We start from the raw sequence: 14986 nt of genomic DNA on the forward strand, positions 1-14986 counted from the left end.
CGTTTACTCGCACCGACCGATACTCTGCGCTATGTAGAGCGGACGCGACGAGGCGCCTCGTGCAGTACCAGAGCGAATACGGCCTGCAAGGCCCGCCTCGTGCGTCCCACCTTCCGCTCGACATATGACGCTACCGCTCGACCTCTTCCGTGCGCTTACCGAGTCGATGCCGCAGCTGGTGTGGAGCTGTCGTGGCGACGGGCCGTGCGATTACCTCGGCCCGCAATGGGTCGCGTACACGGGAATTCCGGAGTCGGAGCAGCTTGGCTCTGCGTGGCTGGAGCAAATCCACCCGGACGATCGGGTCGCCACCGCTGCCGGGTGGGCATCCGCCGTTGACCGGAAGGAACCCGCCGATCTCGACTTCCGCATCCGTCGGCACGACGGCGTTTACCGATGGTTCAAAACCCGTGCGACCCCAGACGTCGCGCCGGACGGCACCATTCTCCGCTGGTACGGCACCAACACCGACGTGCAGGAGCTCCGGGACAGCGAGACCGCGCTGGCGGCGCTGAACGCTGACCTTGAACTGCGCATTCACCAAGGCACCGAGGCGGCGCTCGCCACCGCGGAGAAGATGCGAGTGCTGGCCGCGTCGCTCGAGACCGCGCAGCAGATTTCGCACACCGGTAGCTGGAGCTTTGATCTCGATGACAATCAAGTCAGCTGGTCCGCTGAGCTCTTTCGCATTTTCCGGTTGCCGGTCGGCGATACGCCCCCGCCGTTCGACACGCATCACGCGCTCTTCACAGAGCGCGATTGGATCGCGTTGTCGGCGGCGATCCGACGCGCTAGAGAGCACGGCGATCCGTACGAGCTGGAACTGCAGCTTGCGGGCGCGTCCGAGACGCCACGTTTCGTGGTCGCCCGCGGATACGCGGAGCGAGACAATGTGGGCGTGGTTCGTCGTCTGTATGGCACCCTTCAGGATGTGACCGAACTGGCGCTGGCGCGCCGCGAGCGGGATCGTGCAGCCGCGCGCATCGCGATAGCGGCCTCCTCTGCCGGCATCGGGATCTGGGACTGGACCGTTGAGACGGGCACGTTGACTTGGGATGACAATATGTATGACTTGTATGACATCCCTCGCGGCACGCCGGTGACATACGACGATTGGACATCGGCCGTGCACGAGGATGACAGAGCGGAGGCCGATGCGATCGTTCAGGCGGCATCCGCCAGCGGCACCAGCTACATCACCAACTTCCGATTGCGGCCGAGCAGCCGCGGCGTGCGGCACCTTCGCGCCAGCGGACGCGGCTTCCTCGACCACGACGGATCCCCGATTCGCATGATCGGCGTGAACTTCGACGTGACTGCGGAGGTGGTCGCCGCTAGCCTGCAGGAGGAGAGCGCTGCGCAGCTCAAGGAGTTCATTCGGCACGCGCCGGCGGCGATTGCCATGCTCGACAAGGACGTGTGTTATGTGGAAGCGAGTGACCGCTGGATGACCGACTACGGTCTGCAGCGCGAGGCAGTCATCGGCCGCTGTCATTACGACGTTTTTCCTCACCTGCCGGAGCGCTGGAAGCTGATTCATCAAAAGGTGCTCGCGGGTGAAGTGCATCGCCATGATGGTGACCCATTCCCGCAGCCCGATGGCAAGACGACCTGGCTGCAATGGGAGGCGCGACCATTCTACGAGGCGAATCATGTACTTGGCGGGATGCTGTTCTTTACCCGTGATGTGAGCGAGGCGATGGAGTTGCAGACCGAGCTGCGGTCGCAAACCGACGAGTTGGCTCGCAGCAACAAGGACCTGCAGCAGTTCGCGTACGCTGCCTCGCACGACCTGCAGGAGCCGCTTCGCGCGGTCTCCGGCTGCGCGCAGATCTTGCGACAGCGGTACCACGGCAAGCTCGACCTGCAGGCCGACGAACTGATCGGCCACATGGTCGGTGGTGCTGATCGGATGCGAAGTCTGATCGACGACTTGCTCGCCTATTCGCGAGTGGGCACGCAAGGTGCCGAGTTGACGGAAGTGTCACTCGCTGAGCCAGTGGAAGAGGCGGGTCGCAACCTTCACCTGTCCGCGACCGAAGCGAGCGCCGTGGTCACGGTCGGCCAGCTCCCTTCTCTGCAGGTTGACCGTCGCCAGATGGTGCAGCTGTTTCAGAATCTCATGTCCAACGCCATCAAGTATGCGGGTAGCGCCCCGCCTCGGATCGAGATCCGCAGCTGGTGTGAAAATGGCAGCTGGATCCTGGCAATCCGGGATCAAGGGATCGGCATACCGACGGACGCGCGCGAGCGGATTTTCGAGATCTTTCAGCGACTTCACACGCGGGAGGAGTACCCAGGCACGGGCGTTGGCCTGGCGCTTTGCCGGAGAATCGTAGAGCGGCATCATGGCCGGATCTGGGTGGAACCAGTTGAGGGAGCGGGAACAGAGTTCCGCTTCACGTTGCCGGCGCCTCGATGACAGCCCGCGTCGCCGCCCCGGGCAAATCGGCCGTCGTGATTCTCCTGGTGGAGGATTCTCCCAGCGATCGCCTGATCACCAAGGCCGCGCTGGAAGAAGCGCGCCTGCTGAACACGCTGCACACGGTCGCCAACGGCGTGGAGGCGCTGGCGTTTCTGCGCCGCGAAGGCTCGTACGCTGATGCGCCGCGTCCCGACCTCATCCTGCTCGACCTGAATCTCCCGCGCATGGACGGGCGCGAGGTGCTCGTCCACATCAAGGCCGATCCCTCGTTGCGCCACATTCCGGTGGTGGTGCTGACGACTTCGGCCGCGCCGGAAGACGTGGCCGCCGCCTACGCCGCACACGCCAATAGCTACATCACCAAGCCTGTGGATTTCCGGCGCTTCCATGAGGCCCTGGCCTCGCTTGAGCGCTACTGGTTCGAGGTGGTCACGTTGCCGCCGCACGCTGCGCCGTCGGGGAGTCCGTCCGCCGTACCTGCCGAGATTGGACGGAGCGCGGCGGGCCGTGTTGCCGTGCTGCTGGTCGAGGACTCGCCGTCGGATGCCCTGCTTGTGCGGTCGTCGCTCGCGGCCAAATCGACGGCATTCGAGCTTGTCCACGTGACCCGGCTTTCGGATGCTGCACCGCTGCTGGCCGAGCGCCGATTCGACGTCATCGTCACCGATCTCTCGCTACCGGACGCGCAAGCGCTGGAAGCGGTGCACGCCCTGCGTCGGCTGTCCACGCATGGCGAGCCAATCATTGTGCTTACCGGCAACGCGGACGGACGGAGCGGGGAGGAGGCTCTGCGCTCGGGCGCCGAGGACTATCTGCAGAAAAATGAGCTCGGCGGCAGCGGACTCGGTCGTGCCATCCTCTTTGCGATCCAACGACGGGAAGCCCGCGACGAGAGGCACCAGCGCCAGCGGGTTGACGCAGTCGGGCGGCTGGCCGCCGGTGTGGCGCACGACTTCAACAACCTGTTGACGGCGATGGCGGTCAGCGCCGAGATGGTGCTGACGGGCAGCGATCCGATGGAGCGGACGGAGTTGCTTCAGGAGATTCTCGCCACCGCCGACCGCGGTCGCGCACTCACCCGGCACTTGCTCACATTCAGTCGACGCGACCGGTTCGAGGCACACCCGATGTCAGTGAACGGTGTGATTGTGGCGATCGCCCGGTTACTCGAGCGATTGATCGTCGTTGATGTCGCGGTTGAGCTTGAACTGGCGGCCGACTTGCCGCTGGTGCTGAGCGATGAGCAGCACCTGGAGCAGGTCGTGCTCAATCTGGCCATGAACGCCAGCGATGCGATGCCGGGCGGCGGCAAGCTCACGATGGCCACTACGCGGCAGGCGGTGGATGTTGCTGCTGCTGCTGCCATCAGCGCGGCGATGCGTCCCGGCGAATACGTGCGCATCTCGGTGCGTGACACGGGTAGCGGCATCCCGGATGACGTGCGCGCGCGGATGTTCGAACCGTTCTTCACGACCAAGGCGGAGGGCCGCGGCACCGGACTAGGCCTCGCCACGGTACACGAGATTGTGCAGCTGCACGGTGGCGCGATCGGCGTTACCGCTCGCGATGGCGGCGGGACCGTGTTCGACGTCTACCTCCCGGCGTGCGACATGCCGCCGAAGCGCGAGGTTCGCGCGAGCGTGCGCGCCGAATCGAAACCCGGCAGCGGCACCATCCTGCTGGTCGACGATGAGGCGTCCCTGCGATCAGTCATGCAGCGGGTGCTCAGCCGCAATGGATACACCGTGCTCGTGGCCGACTGCGCGGAGGCCGCGTGGCACATTTGGGATGCGCAGCGCGACGCCATCGACCTCGTGATCACCGACCTGATCATGCCGGGCAGCTTCACGGCGCGTGATCTCGCGGCCAGGCTGGCCGTCGAACGGCCAGCACTCCCGGTGATTTTTTGTAGCGGCTATTCGGACTCGTTCGACGACCCGACGCTGGCGCTGTCCAAGGGAGCGAACTTCATCGCGAAGCCGTACTCGATCGAGACGCTCCTGAACACCGTGTCAGGCGCGTTGGCGCGTCAGGCTCAGGCGTGGTAGGGTAGCGACGATCGGCGCTACGCGAACACGCGCAGCGCTATCGCTGGAACACCGGCCACCGTCGCCATCGCGTCGCGATCGAATTCGAGTACGGTCGCCGGGTGCGAAGGCGCCGTCACCTCGAGCGTCGTCCAGCCATCGGCATCTGACGTACCGATGCGCAGCTGCAGCCCCGGCTCGGCGAGCGTCATGAGGCGGGCTACGCGGGACGTCCATGCCACCGCGTCACCCACTTCCGGCATCAGTGCGGACGACGCACTGGGGCGCACGAGCGCATGCGGGTGCCACTCGAGATTCCACGTGCCGCGAACCGCGCGCGCGTCGTGGCCGTCGCCGATGATCACTTCGCCCATCCACGTGAATCGGGACGCACGCGCGTAGTCGTGCTCCCCGATCTGTTCTTCGCGCGGACGACGTGAGGCGTCCGCCACTACTTCTTGTCCGCCGCCGCGAGGAACGCGCGCGCGTCCTTCACACTCTGCTCGGCAGCGTCCCATTGCGTGATGTGGGCTGCGTCTTTGTAGACGATGTACTTCGCCCCAGGGATGAGCTTCGTGTGTTGCTCGATGAGCTTGGGCCCGAGTTCGTCGAACTCACCGGTGGTCATGAGTACCGGCACCTTGATCGTCGGCAGGATGCTCATGGCGCTGTATCCCTTGAGCGTGCCGACCACGATCGTCTCGTTTTCGCCCTGGAAGTACCGGTACTGGTCCATACCGATCATCGCGAACATCGAGTCGAGATCGGCTTTGACCGGGCGCCGGAAGACGTTCTTGGCGTAGAACTCCTCGGTGGCGGCCTTGTAGGCGGGTGCCTCGAGATTCTTGTCGGTGTTGTACTGCGCGAAGGCTTTCTGCGCCGAATCCGACAGGGTCGCCACCCACTTGTTGATTTCCTTCTCGGCGGCCGTGATGTCGAAGGCCTCGCCGCTGAAGATGATCCCGGCCACGTGCTCCGGATGCGCCTTGTAGTACTCGACGGCGACGATCGTGCCCCACGAATTGCCGTTGAGAAATACTTTGTCGTACTTGAGCGTGCGACGGAGCGAATCGAGCTCCTCGATGTAGCGCGGAATCACCATCAGCGTGGTGTCGGTCATCCGATCCGACTTGCCCGCGCCGAGCTGGTCGTAACGCACCACCGGACGGTCGACGCCAAGTCCTTCCATCGACTTGAGATAGAAACTGCCCATACCCGGGCCGCCATGCACGAGGATGACCGGGGTGCCTGTGCCAGTGCCGCTCACCTTATACCAGATCCTGCCGCCGGTGACCGGGAGCATGGCCTCGCCCGGGCCAAGCACCGGCGTGGCTGGAGCGGGTGAGGTGGCCGCCGCAGTGGCCGCGGCACTGTCGTTCGTGGAGCGCGTATCACCGCGGCAGGCGCAGAGTGCGGCGGCGGTCAGGCCGCACCAGATCGCAAAGTGTTTGGGCACAGCGGAAGAGTGCAGTACGGAAGGCTGGTGCGCCAACCCTCAGGGAACCTCACCGCTGAGCTTCCCGTTACACCTTTCGTCCCGGCGTTAATCCCTCCTTTCGTCCCTCTCGCCTCCCACCCGCCGAGAGCCGGTCTGTCCGTATCGCCTGAGACCGGGCCGCGCTTCCAACACCCCGCCCCTATGATGACTCTCCCGCTCCGAACCCTCGTGGCCGGACTTGGCGTTGCGCTGTGTGCGTTCGCCATGCCGGCAGTCGCCCAGTCTACCGGCATCGTGACCGGCGTGGTGCGCGACGACGCGAATGCCCCGATCACGGGTGCCACCGTCGTCGTCTCCGGTACGGCCTTCGGCACGCAGGCCAAGGCCGACGGCAGCTATCGGCTGGTGTTGAGCGCCGGCGACTACACGCTCGTCGCCCGCCTTATCGGCTACACCTCCGCCGTCAAGACCGTGCGCGTCGCGACGGGCGCCACCGTGACCGTGGATTTCACGCTCAGCAAGTCGGCCGCGCAGTTGTCGGCGGTTGCCGTGACCGGATCGCGTCGGCAGGAACGGAGCGTGGTGGAAGCGCCGGTTCCGGTCGACGTCATCACGGCCGAAGACATCAAGCAGACCGGGCGCACCGAGACCGCGCAGATCCTGCAGATGCTGGTGCCTTCGCTCAACTTTCCGCGCTCGTCAATCGCCGGCGGTGTGGACGGACAGCGACCGTTTACGCTTCGCGGCATGGGGCCCGATCAGGTGCTGGTGCTCATCAACGGTAAGCGTCGGCACGCCGGCGCGGTGATCGCCGCCAACAATTCGGTGGGACGCGGATCGGCGGGCATCGATTTGAATGCGATCCCGGCGTCGAGCATCGATCGCATCGAAGTGCTGCGGGACGGCGCGGCGGCGCAGTATGGATCGGACGCCATCGCAGGCGTGGTCAACGTGATCCTCAAGCAGAACGCACCAGCCACGTTTTCCACCACCTTCGGTCAGGTGAACTCGTCGTACGACAAGACGAGTTACAGCGACGGTGGCGTGACGCAGGCCGACGGCAGCTGGTCGCGTGGGTTTCGCGATCGTGGCTTCCTCAATGTGAGCGGCGAGTATCGCGACCGCGGGCTGACCAACCGGGCGACGCCCGATCTGCGGCCCTTGTATTTCAACGACGACTCGGTGGCGCGGGTGAATCCGGCGTTGCTGCCGCAGGCGCGTAACAACAGCTGGTATGGCGACGCGGCGCTGCGTGAAGGCGGCCTGATGCTCAACAGCGGCTACTCCACCGCGTCGGGCATCACGCTGTACGCGTTCGGCGGTGGGACGGTGCGCGAATCGCAGGCCTTCGGCTTCCCGCGTCGTCCATCGGAACGTACCGTGGTGCGTGCGCTCTACCCCAACGGCTTCCTGCCAGAGATCTGGGGCACATCGCTCGATCTCTCGCTCACTGGTGGCGCGAAGGGACAGGCGAAGGGATGGCAGTGGGACCTCAGCAGCTCCTTCGGCGGCAACAACTTCCGCTTCGATGTCAAGAACTCGGTGAATCCCACGTTGGGCGTGAACAGCCCCACGGAGTTCTATGCCGGTATGCTGCGCTCGACGCAGTCCACCACGAACATCGACCTCTCGCGTGCGGTGAATATCTCGGCCTTCGCGACACCGGTGAACGTGGCCGTGGGCGCCGAGTTCCGGTCGGACAACTATCGCATTCTGCAGGGCGACAGCACGTCGTACATCGACGGCGGCGTGCGCGTGCTCGACGGCCCCGAGCGTGGGCAGCTCACGGTGCCGGGATCACAGCTGTTCTACGGATTCCGCCCGGTTGACGAGCGCAACGTCGGGCGCACGTCGTTCGCGGGCTATGTGGATCTCGAAGGGAATCCGACGAAGCGCCTCACGGTAGGTCTGGCCGCGCGCGGCGAAAACTTCTCGGACTTCGGATCCGCCGTGATCGGCAAGGCCACAGGCCGATTCGCGATCGGTCGTGGTGTGGCCGTCCGTGGCGCGTACAACACGGGCTTCCGGGCGCCGTCGCTGGGGCAGGCCAACTACTCCGCCACCGCGTCCAACGTGTTGATCGTGGGTGGTGTACCGACGACGAACGAAGTGTACACGGTGCCCGTCGACCTGCCGGTGGCGAAGGCACTGGGTGCCAATCCACTGGAAGCCGAGAAGTCCACCAACACCTCGGCAGGAATCACGTGGTCGCCGGTGCGCAACTTCAGCACGACGGTGGACTACTTCAACATCGAAGTCGTCAACCGCATCGTGCTGTCGGAAAATTTCGTGGGCGCCGGTGTGCGGGCGATCATCGAGCCGTTCGGTCTCCGTGGCGACGTGCGTCCACGCTACTTCACGAATGCCGTGGACACGCGCACGCGTGGCGTGGACGTCGTGCTGCGCTACGTGCGGCAGCTCGAGAATGACGCCTCGCTGTCAACCACATTCGGGTACAACCACAATCGCACGTCGCTGCTGCGCGTGGCAGCGCCGCCGCCGCAGCTGGCGGCGCTCAATCAGCAGCTGTATGGCCGGGTCGAGCGGTCGCGCCTGACCGAGGCGCAGCCGCGCAATCTGGCCCGCATCAACGTTCAGTACTCCAAGCCGTCGTGGTCGCTGAATGTGCAGCAGGCCTACTTCGGCGGATGGTGGACGCGTCCCGACCTGGCGCTGGCACCCACGGTGGCCCGCGCGTCGAGCGATCAGTATTTCACGGGTCGATGGATCACCGACGCGAGCGTCACACGTCGCCTCGACAAGTCGTTCTCGCTCTCGCTGGGCGTGGACAATCTGTTCGACGTATATCCCGACCGCATTTCGGCGTCGAACCCCGAGAACACCGGGGCTACGCGCCTGTTCTCGCCGTTCTCGCCGTTCGGAGCGAACGGGCGATTCCTGTTCGCGCGTTTGGTGTTCACACCGTAAGGAGGGCAGGGCTGTGGATTGGTGTCGCTGCTGATGCCGCTGCTGACCAAGGCGTGAACCGGTAAGCACGCTCGCCGACCACACGCATCGACACGACCGCGCGGACCGACACGGGTTCGCGCGGTTTGTGTCGTTGTGGCCCACGTTCGTTTAGGCGTCGATGTTACGTGACGACCGCCAGTGCGCGCCCGCCAAATCAGTCAGTGCCTCGGCATTATCGGTCGTGCGCTGTTTGTGTTTCACGAAACGAACTCGGCCATTGAGTGCACGGGACCGGTTGAACGAAGAGATCCGGCACGAGTCTGGCGACGTACCGTCCGTGCTGCTTCTTCCTCCCTCCCTCCCGAGCCTCTCATGACGAACCGTCTCTCCTTCCTCCTGGCCGCGATCGTCCTCGCCGCCTGCGCGGAAACACCCACGGCCGTGCCGACCGACATCTCTTCCGCCAGCGCGCGTGCGGCAGAGGCCGGTGCCGCTACTTCTGGCGAGGCCTTGATCGGGCTCACGGAGAACAATGAGCTCGTCAGCTTCAGTTCCGACAAGAGCAATCAGACCACGGGTATCGTGCCGATTACGGGACTGGTCGACGGCGAAACGGTCGTCGGGATTGATTTCCGTCCGAGCGACACCGGCGCCAACGGTGTCAACGAAATTGGCACGCTGTACGCGGTGACCAGCGCCAGCCGTTTGTACAAAGTCGATCCCGTCACCGGTGCTGCCACCATGCCGGTGACGCTGAGCATTCCCTTGGAGGGTTCGGCATTCGGTGTTGGCTTCAATCCGGCGGCGGATCGCCTTCGCATTCACAGCAACACGAATCAGAATCTCCGCATCAACGTGGAGTCCGGCTTGACCATCCGCGACGTGCCGCTGGCCTACTCGATGGGAGATGTGAACGCGGGCGCTGATCCGGATCTCACGGCGTTGGGTTACACGAACAACGACGCCAACCCGGCGACGGGAACGGAACTGTACGCCATCGATGCCGCGCAGGATGTGCTGGTGGAGTTTGGCGCTGGAGGACCAAACGGTGGCATGCTGGTCACGGTGGGCGCGCTTGGCGTTGACGCCGGCCTGCTCTCCGGATTCGACATCAGCAATGCGACCGGAACCGCATATGCCGTGTTGAGCACATCGGCTTCGGAGAAGTCGGTGCTGTACACGGTGAACCTCGACACCGGCCTCACCACCAAGCTCGGCCTGCTCGCCCAGACGAAGGGCGCACTCCTGAGCGTCGTAGTTCGACCGTAAGACGCTTCGCTCACGATGCAACGGCCGCGCGAACCTCACGAGGTTCGCGCGGTTTTGCGTTCGTACCGTGCGTCAGTCGCGACGCGCGAGAGCGCGCCGAGTTGACGGATGTAGGCAGGGACGCCATATCACGACCACACGATCCTGCCTCCTCCACGTCTCCGTCGTCTTTCTCGGGAAATTCCTCATGCGACTCACCTTCGGTTCGCTGCGCCTCGCCGCGCTCGTGGCGATTTCCATCGCGCCAGGTACGACGGTCGCGCAGTCGCCGAGCACTGACGGGCCGTACAAAGTGTTGCAGCGCGCGCGGGTTGGTGGGGAGGGCGGCACGGACTACATCCACGCGAATACCACCGACGGGCGCTTGTATATCACGCGCAATGCGGTGCGTGGCGCAGCCGCCACTGACAGCACACCAGCGCGAGAGGCGATTCCCGGCCGTGTGACCGTGTTTGATTTGAAAACGCTCGCGCCACTCGGTGAGATCATGAATGGTGGCGGCAACGGTGCGGTGGTCGACGCGAAGTCGCATCACGGCTTCGCGAGCAGTCATCCCGATCTCACGATGTTCGACACCAAGTCGATGCAGATGCTCAAGAGCATCGACCCGAATGCGGACGCCCCGTCGGCCAATCCGAAGTTCAGTGCCGACGGGATCTGGTTCGACGCGTCTGACGACCGGGTGTATGTCGGGAGTCATCCCACGAAGGATCTCATCGTGCTCGACGCCCGCAGCGGCAACGTGCTCGGCAAGATCGCTCTCGGTGGTATCCCCGAGCAGACCGTCTCCGACGGCAAGGGCACACTGTACGCGGTGTTGCAGGATTCGGCGGGCAGCGTGGCGGTGGTCGATCAGCGCGCGATGAAAACGACGGCGCATTACCCGTTGGGTGATATCGGTCGCTGCAATGGCCTCGCACTGGACGCGAAGCATCACATTCTCTTCGCTGCGTGCGCATTGGGTCGTACGCCGGGGCAAGCTCCACAGCCCGTCATGGTGATCTTGAGTGCGACAGACGGAAAGATTCTTACCAAGCTGCCGCTGGCCGGTCCTTCGGATGGAGCGGCGTTCAATCCGAAAACGATGGAAGCGTTCAGCTCGCACAGCAACGGCACGTTGACCGTGGTGAAGGAAACGAGTCCGACCACGTTCGAAGTGGTGCAGAATCTTCAAACCATGAGCGGCGCACGCACGCTGGCACTTGATACCAAGACGGGAAACATCTACGTGATGAGCGTCGAGCGCGGACCGGTGCCTCCCGCACCCGCTGGCGGACGCGCAGTCCCCGCGCCGGTGATTTCCGGCTCGTTCACGATTCTCAAGATCGGCAAGTAAGTGGGACCGCGTATGAATATTCGCCTGATCGCGTCAGCTGCGGTGAGCTTCATCGTCGGCATGCTGCTACCGACATCTCGAGCACTCGCACAAACGGTCACGATCGACAACGTGACGATCGTCGATGTGAGTAGCGGCCGACTGCAAGCGAACAAGTCGATCGTCGTCGGGGGCAAGCGCATTGCGCGCATTGAAGATGCCAGCGTAGCGACGCGCGCGACGGCGACGATCGACGGCACGGGCATGTTCGTCATTCCCGGACTCTGGGATATGCACGTGCATGCGTACTTCACCAACGACACGTCGCGTTTTCACACCACCAACGACGTCATGTTCCCGCTGTTCATCGTGAACGGCGTAACGGGTGTACGCGACTTGGGGAGCAATCTCGATGCAACTCTGGCGGCACGCGATAGTGTAGCCGCGCACCAACTCATCGGGCCGCGAATGCTGGTGTCGGGCCCGATGATCGATGGCCCTACGACACGGTACGCGGCGGCGATCAAGGTGACTACGGGCGACGAAGCTCGCGCGGCCGTTCGCATGCTCAAGGCGCGAGGCGTCGATCTGATCAAGACGCAGACACTCGTTCCGAAAGACGCGTACTTCGCGTTGGCCGATGAGGCGGCACGCATCGGCATTCCCTTTGAAGGACACGTGCCGCGTGAGATCACGGGGCTCGAGGCCGTGCGCGCTGGTCAGCGCAGCTTCGAGCACATGATTGGCGTGACCGATACGAACACGAAGCTCATTGCGGCGCTCGCGCAAAACATGGTTTGGCAGTGTCCGACCGTGATCAACAGCGTGGGTACCTCGTCCGATTTTGCGAACGATCCCGGTATCCCGTATTGGCTCCGTTCGGCGGTGGACGGCTGGCGTGCAACGGCCAAGACGCAGGCGGCTCTACCAGATTCAGCGGCTCGGGCGGCCAATCAAAGGGCCACGCGCCGGCTCGCGCTCGTCAAGCAATTGTACGACGCGAAGATTCCGTTGTTGGCCGGCACCGACGCGCCGGCGGGGTACGATCTGGTTCCGGGCGCGAGTTTGCATCGCGAGCTGCAGCTGTTTGTGCGGGCCGGACTCACGCCGTTACAGGCGCTGCAGACGGCGACACTCAATCCCGCGCGGTACTTCGGCAAAACCGACAGCTGGGGTACGATCGAGCCGGGTAAGGTGGCCGACCTCGTGCTCCTGGCGCGAAATCCGTTGGTTGATATCGCGAACACGCGCCAGGTTGTCGCTGTGGTGGCTGACGGTCGGTACTACTCGCCGCGCGAATTGGATCGTATGCGCGTTCGTATCATGGAGCTCGTCGCGAAGTAGCGCGGAGGTTTATGCGCTCAAAAGCGCGTCGAGCTTGTCGAACGAACCCGTCCATCCCTGCGTCATGCCGCTCTTCTCCGCTACGAAGGCGGCGACTTCTTCCGGCGTGGCTGCACCGTACACATCCCAGCGCACCGTCACGCGCGTTTGCGTTGCTCCTTCGGATGTGAGCAGCACCGTGGTCTTCATCTTCTCCGGCCACGTGGGCGCACCGGGGTGCCGCGAGATATTGCCGTCGGCATCGGTGAAGCACTGCGTGTACTCGAGTCGGTCGGGCGGCTGCACGAGCAGGTAGTCCACGCGGCCGTACATCGTGAATTGCCCGTTCGTCATCGCATAGGAGCCGCTGCCGCCCGTGCGCAGGTCGATGTGCGAGAAGCTCATGGTAAAGCCAGTGGGCGGTAGCCACGCCGCGAAGTGCTCCGGCTTGGTCCACATGTCGAACATGGTGTTGAGCGGTGCATTGAAGCTGCGATTGATGACGAAAATCTCTTGATGCGTCGCCTGCTTCTCGAGGTACTCGGCGAGGCGATCCCACGTGGAGTTACCACCCGCCGCCTTGATGATCGCGCGCGACTGCGCCACCTCTTCAACACTGGCGAACGTCATGCGCATATCGAGCTCGGTGCGCTGCCCCAAGTCGCGGAACTGCACCGTCACGCGGAACATGGGCTTCGCGTCTTCCGATGACGCGCCGTGATCGTACACCAACCGCGACTGCGGCACGACCTCGTGATAGCGCGTGAAATTCGGCCAGTCTTTGCCGTCGGGGCCGTGCATCGTGTACACCCAGCTCCCGCCTTCGCGCAGCTCTTTGCTGTGCGTGGTAATGCTGAAGCCACGCGGGCCCCACCACTGCGCCACCTGCGCGGGATCGGTCCAGGCATCCCACACGAGCGCCACCGGCGCGTCGTAGATGCGAGTGATGGCAATGTCGAGGGCGCTATCCGTGGTGGTCATCTGGGGAGTCCGGTGAGGTGGTGGGGGCTGACGGTGGTGTGGTCTTCGTGACGGTCTTCGTGACGGTCTTCAGGTATTCGCCGAGTCGATCGAGGCTGGCTTCCATGTGGGCGCGGTACTCGTCCATCCAGGCCGCCACGTCGTTGAGCGGCTCCGCATTGAGCGTGCACGGACGCCACTGGGCTTCGCGGCCTTTGGTCACCAGGCCGGCCTTCTCGAGCACCTTGAGGTGCTTGGTCACCCCGGGCAGCGTCATCTGCCCCAGGAACGGCTCGGCGAGCTCCGACACACTGGCCTCGCCGTGTCGCAGCCGCGCCAGAATGGCCCGACGGGTGGGATCAGCGAGTGCAGAGAAGGTTTGACTGAGCGTGTCTTGCATGGTTTACCACATGGTTAATTAGCTGAGGGGTAAAGTACGAGGATCGAGTCCTTTGGCAAGGCCTCGCGGTCGCTCTTGACGTATTCCGTTATGGGTATAGGTTGGAATCATGGCTCGCGCACCAACGACGTCGGACCCCTTCAACGCCATCGCGGAACCGCGCCGGCGCGACATCCTGACCTTTCTGGCTGAGGCCGAACGGCCCGTGGCGGAGATCGTAGACGAACTGCGGATGGGGCAGCCGTCGGTGTCGAAGCACCTGCGGGTGCTGCTGGAGGTCGGGTTGGTGGACGTGCGGCGTGAGGGTCGCCACGCGTACTACCGCACCAATCCGGCGCAGATCAAGGCGATCCACGATTGGACACGGCACTTCGAGCGTTACTGGCAGAACCAGCTGTCGCGTATCAAGGCGCGTGCCGAGGGCACCGCCTCCACCGCCGTTCGCCCACCAGGAGACCACCCATGATCACCGTTGCATCCGCACTCGACGACCTGACGCTCGACATCACGCAGGACACACGCGTGCGTGCGTCGATCGAGGACACCTTCGCCGCGTTGCTCGAGGAGCTCGGCCCGCACAACAAGGGCATGGCCGATGCGCCGATGCCGATGGTGCTCGAGGCGCATCCCGGCGGACGTTGGTACCGCGATCTTGGGCAGGACAACGGCCATTGCTGGGGCACGGTGCAGGCGATCCGCTCACCCAACCTTCTCGAGATCAGCGGACCACTGATGATGTCGTTCGCGGTCGCGTCGAATGTGCAGTATCGCCTGCGCGCCGACGGCGACGAGACGGTGATCACGCTGCGGCACACCGCGCTCGGGCTCTTCCCTGAGGGCTTCCGCGACAACCTCACGCTCGGCTGGACGGCGATGACGCGTCGTGTGCAGACGCGCTTCGCTGTTATCACTTGACGCT

12 protein-coding genes are annotated in these 14986 nt (G+C 64.2%); 8 read left to right on the top strand and 4 right to left on the bottom strand.

The window, feature by feature from the left end; translation table 11 throughout:
• Positions 1-124 precede the first annotated feature (124 nt).
• Both HKW67_RS18500 and HKW67_RS18505 read left to right on the top strand, forming a co-directional pair.
• Positions 125-2422: a PAS domain-containing sensor histidine kinase gene (locus tag HKW67_RS18500; RefSeq protein WP_171226789.1), complete on the top strand. Its 2298-nt coding sequence runs from the start codon at positions 125-127 to the stop codon at positions 2420-2422.
• On the top strand, positions 2419-4473 hold the full coding sequence (locus HKW67_RS18505; protein ID WP_171226790.1) for a response regulator: 2055 nt from the start codon (positions 2419-2421) through the stop codon (positions 4471-4473). Before HKW67_RS18500 ends, HKW67_RS18505 begins: the two co-directional genes overlap by 4 nt.
• A 17-nt stretch (positions 4474-4490) precedes the next feature.
• Here HKW67_RS18505 and HKW67_RS18510 read toward each other — a convergent pair whose 3' ends face one another.
• Positions 4491-4904: a hypothetical protein gene (locus HKW67_RS18510; protein ID WP_171226791.1), complete on the bottom strand. Its 414-nt coding sequence runs from the start codon at positions 4902-4904 to the stop codon at positions 4491-4493.
• Positions 4904-5908, bottom strand: coding sequence for a proline iminopeptidase-family hydrolase (locus HKW67_RS18515; protein ID WP_171226792.1), 1005 nt, complete (start codon positions 5906-5908; stop codon positions 4904-4906). The genes HKW67_RS18510 and HKW67_RS18515 overlap by 1 nt, the downstream gene beginning before the upstream one ends.
• A gap of 183 nt (positions 5909-6091) precedes the next feature.
• On the opposite strand from HKW67_RS18515, the gene HKW67_RS18520 reads away from it, so the two are divergent.
• The 4 genes from HKW67_RS18520 to HKW67_RS18535 all read left to right on the top strand — a co-directional run bounded on the left by HKW67_RS18520 (position 6092) and on the right by HKW67_RS18535 (position 12728).
• Positions 6092-8818 (top strand): TonB-dependent receptor, encoded by a 2727-nt coding sequence (locus tag HKW67_RS18520; protein WP_171226793.1) that lies wholly within the window; start codon positions 6092-6094, stop codon positions 8816-8818.
• Between the two features lie 354 nt (positions 8819-9172).
• A complete protein-coding gene (locus tag HKW67_RS18525; protein WP_171226794.1) occupies positions 9173-10069 on the top strand; it encodes a DUF4394 domain-containing protein in 897 nt (298 codons plus the stop codon).
• Between the two features lie 187 nt (positions 10070-10256).
• Positions 10257-11405 carry a hypothetical protein gene (locus HKW67_RS18530; protein WP_171226795.1) on the top strand — a complete coding sequence of 383 codons (1149 nt, stop codon included), beginning with the start codon at positions 10257-10259 and terminating at the stop codon, positions 11403-11405.
• Positions 11406-11417: 12 nt separating this feature from the next.
• The gene (locus tag HKW67_RS18535; protein WP_206044493.1) at positions 11418-12728 is read left to right on the top strand and encodes an amidohydrolase family protein; all 1311 of its coding nucleotides are present in this window, start codon (positions 11418-11420) and stop codon (positions 12726-12728) included.
• Between the two features lie 9 nt (positions 12729-12737).
• On the opposite strand, the gene HKW67_RS18540 is transcribed toward HKW67_RS18535, so the two are convergent.
• Entirely contained in the window at positions 12738-13688 is a 951-nt protein-coding gene (locus HKW67_RS18540; RefSeq protein WP_171226796.1) for an SRPBCC domain-containing protein, read from the bottom strand.
• Complete coding sequence (locus tag HKW67_RS18545) at positions 13672-14067, bottom strand: ArsR/SmtB family transcription factor (RefSeq protein ID WP_171226797.1); 396 nt, start codon at positions 14065-14067, stop codon at positions 13672-13674. Before HKW67_RS18545 ends, HKW67_RS18540 begins: the two co-directional genes overlap by 17 nt.
• Positions 14068-14176: 109 nt before the next feature.
• Between HKW67_RS18545 and HKW67_RS18550 the strand changes: the two genes are divergently transcribed.
• The gene (locus HKW67_RS18550) at positions 14177-14533 is read left to right on the top strand and encodes an ArsR/SmtB family transcription factor (RefSeq protein ID WP_171226798.1); all 357 of its coding nucleotides are present in this window, start codon (positions 14177-14179) and stop codon (positions 14531-14533) included.
• Positions 14530-14982, top strand: coding sequence for an SRPBCC family protein (locus HKW67_RS18555; protein WP_171226799.1), 453 nt, complete (start codon positions 14530-14532; stop codon positions 14980-14982). Before HKW67_RS18550 ends, HKW67_RS18555 begins: the two co-directional genes overlap by 4 nt.
• Positions 14983-14986 lie beyond the last annotated feature (4 nt).

It is taken from the genome of Gemmatimonas groenlandica, assembly GCF_013004105.1.
Taxonomy (GTDB): domain Bacteria; phylum Gemmatimonadota; class Gemmatimonadetes; order Gemmatimonadales; family Gemmatimonadaceae; genus Gemmatimonas; species Gemmatimonas groenlandica.

Excerpts from the sequence above, each read along its gene's own strand:
- HKW67_RS18550 (WP_171226798.1), top strand. The coding sequence starts at position 14,177 with ATGGCTCGCGCACCAACGACGTCGGACCCCTTCAACGCCATCGCGGAA.
- HKW67_RS18505 (WP_171226790.1), top strand. The coding sequence starts at position 2,419 with ATGACAGCCCGCGTCGCCGCCCCGGGCAAATCGGCCGTCGTGATTCTC.
- HKW67_RS18525 (WP_171226794.1), top strand. The coding sequence starts at position 9,173 with ATGACGAACCGTCTCTCCTTCCTCCTGGCCGCGATCGTCCTCGCCGCC.
- HKW67_RS18520 (WP_171226793.1), top strand. The coding sequence starts at position 6,092 with ATGATGACTCTCCCGCTCCGAACCCTCGTGGCCGGACTTGGCGTTGCG.
- HKW67_RS18530 (WP_171226795.1), top strand. The coding sequence starts at position 10,257 with ATGCGACTCACCTTCGGTTCGCTGCGCCTCGCCGCGCTCGTGGCGATT.
- HKW67_RS18555 (WP_171226799.1), top strand. The coding sequence starts at position 14,530 with ATGATCACCGTTGCATCCGCACTCGACGACCTGACGCTCGACATCACG.
- HKW67_RS18500 (WP_171226789.1), top strand. The coding sequence starts at position 125 with ATGACGCTACCGCTCGACCTCTTCCGTGCGCTTACCGAGTCGATGCCG.
- HKW67_RS18535 (WP_206044493.1), top strand. The coding sequence starts at position 11,418 with ATGAATATTCGCCTGATCGCGTCAGCTGCGGTGAGCTTCATCGTCGGC.
- HKW67_RS18540 (WP_171226796.1), bottom strand. The coding sequence starts at position 13,688 with ATGACCACCACGGATAGCGCCCTCGACATTGCCATCACTCGCATCTAC.
- HKW67_RS18545 (WP_171226797.1), bottom strand. The coding sequence starts at position 14,067 with ATGCAAGACACGCTCAGTCAAACCTTCTCTGCACTCGCTGATCCCACC.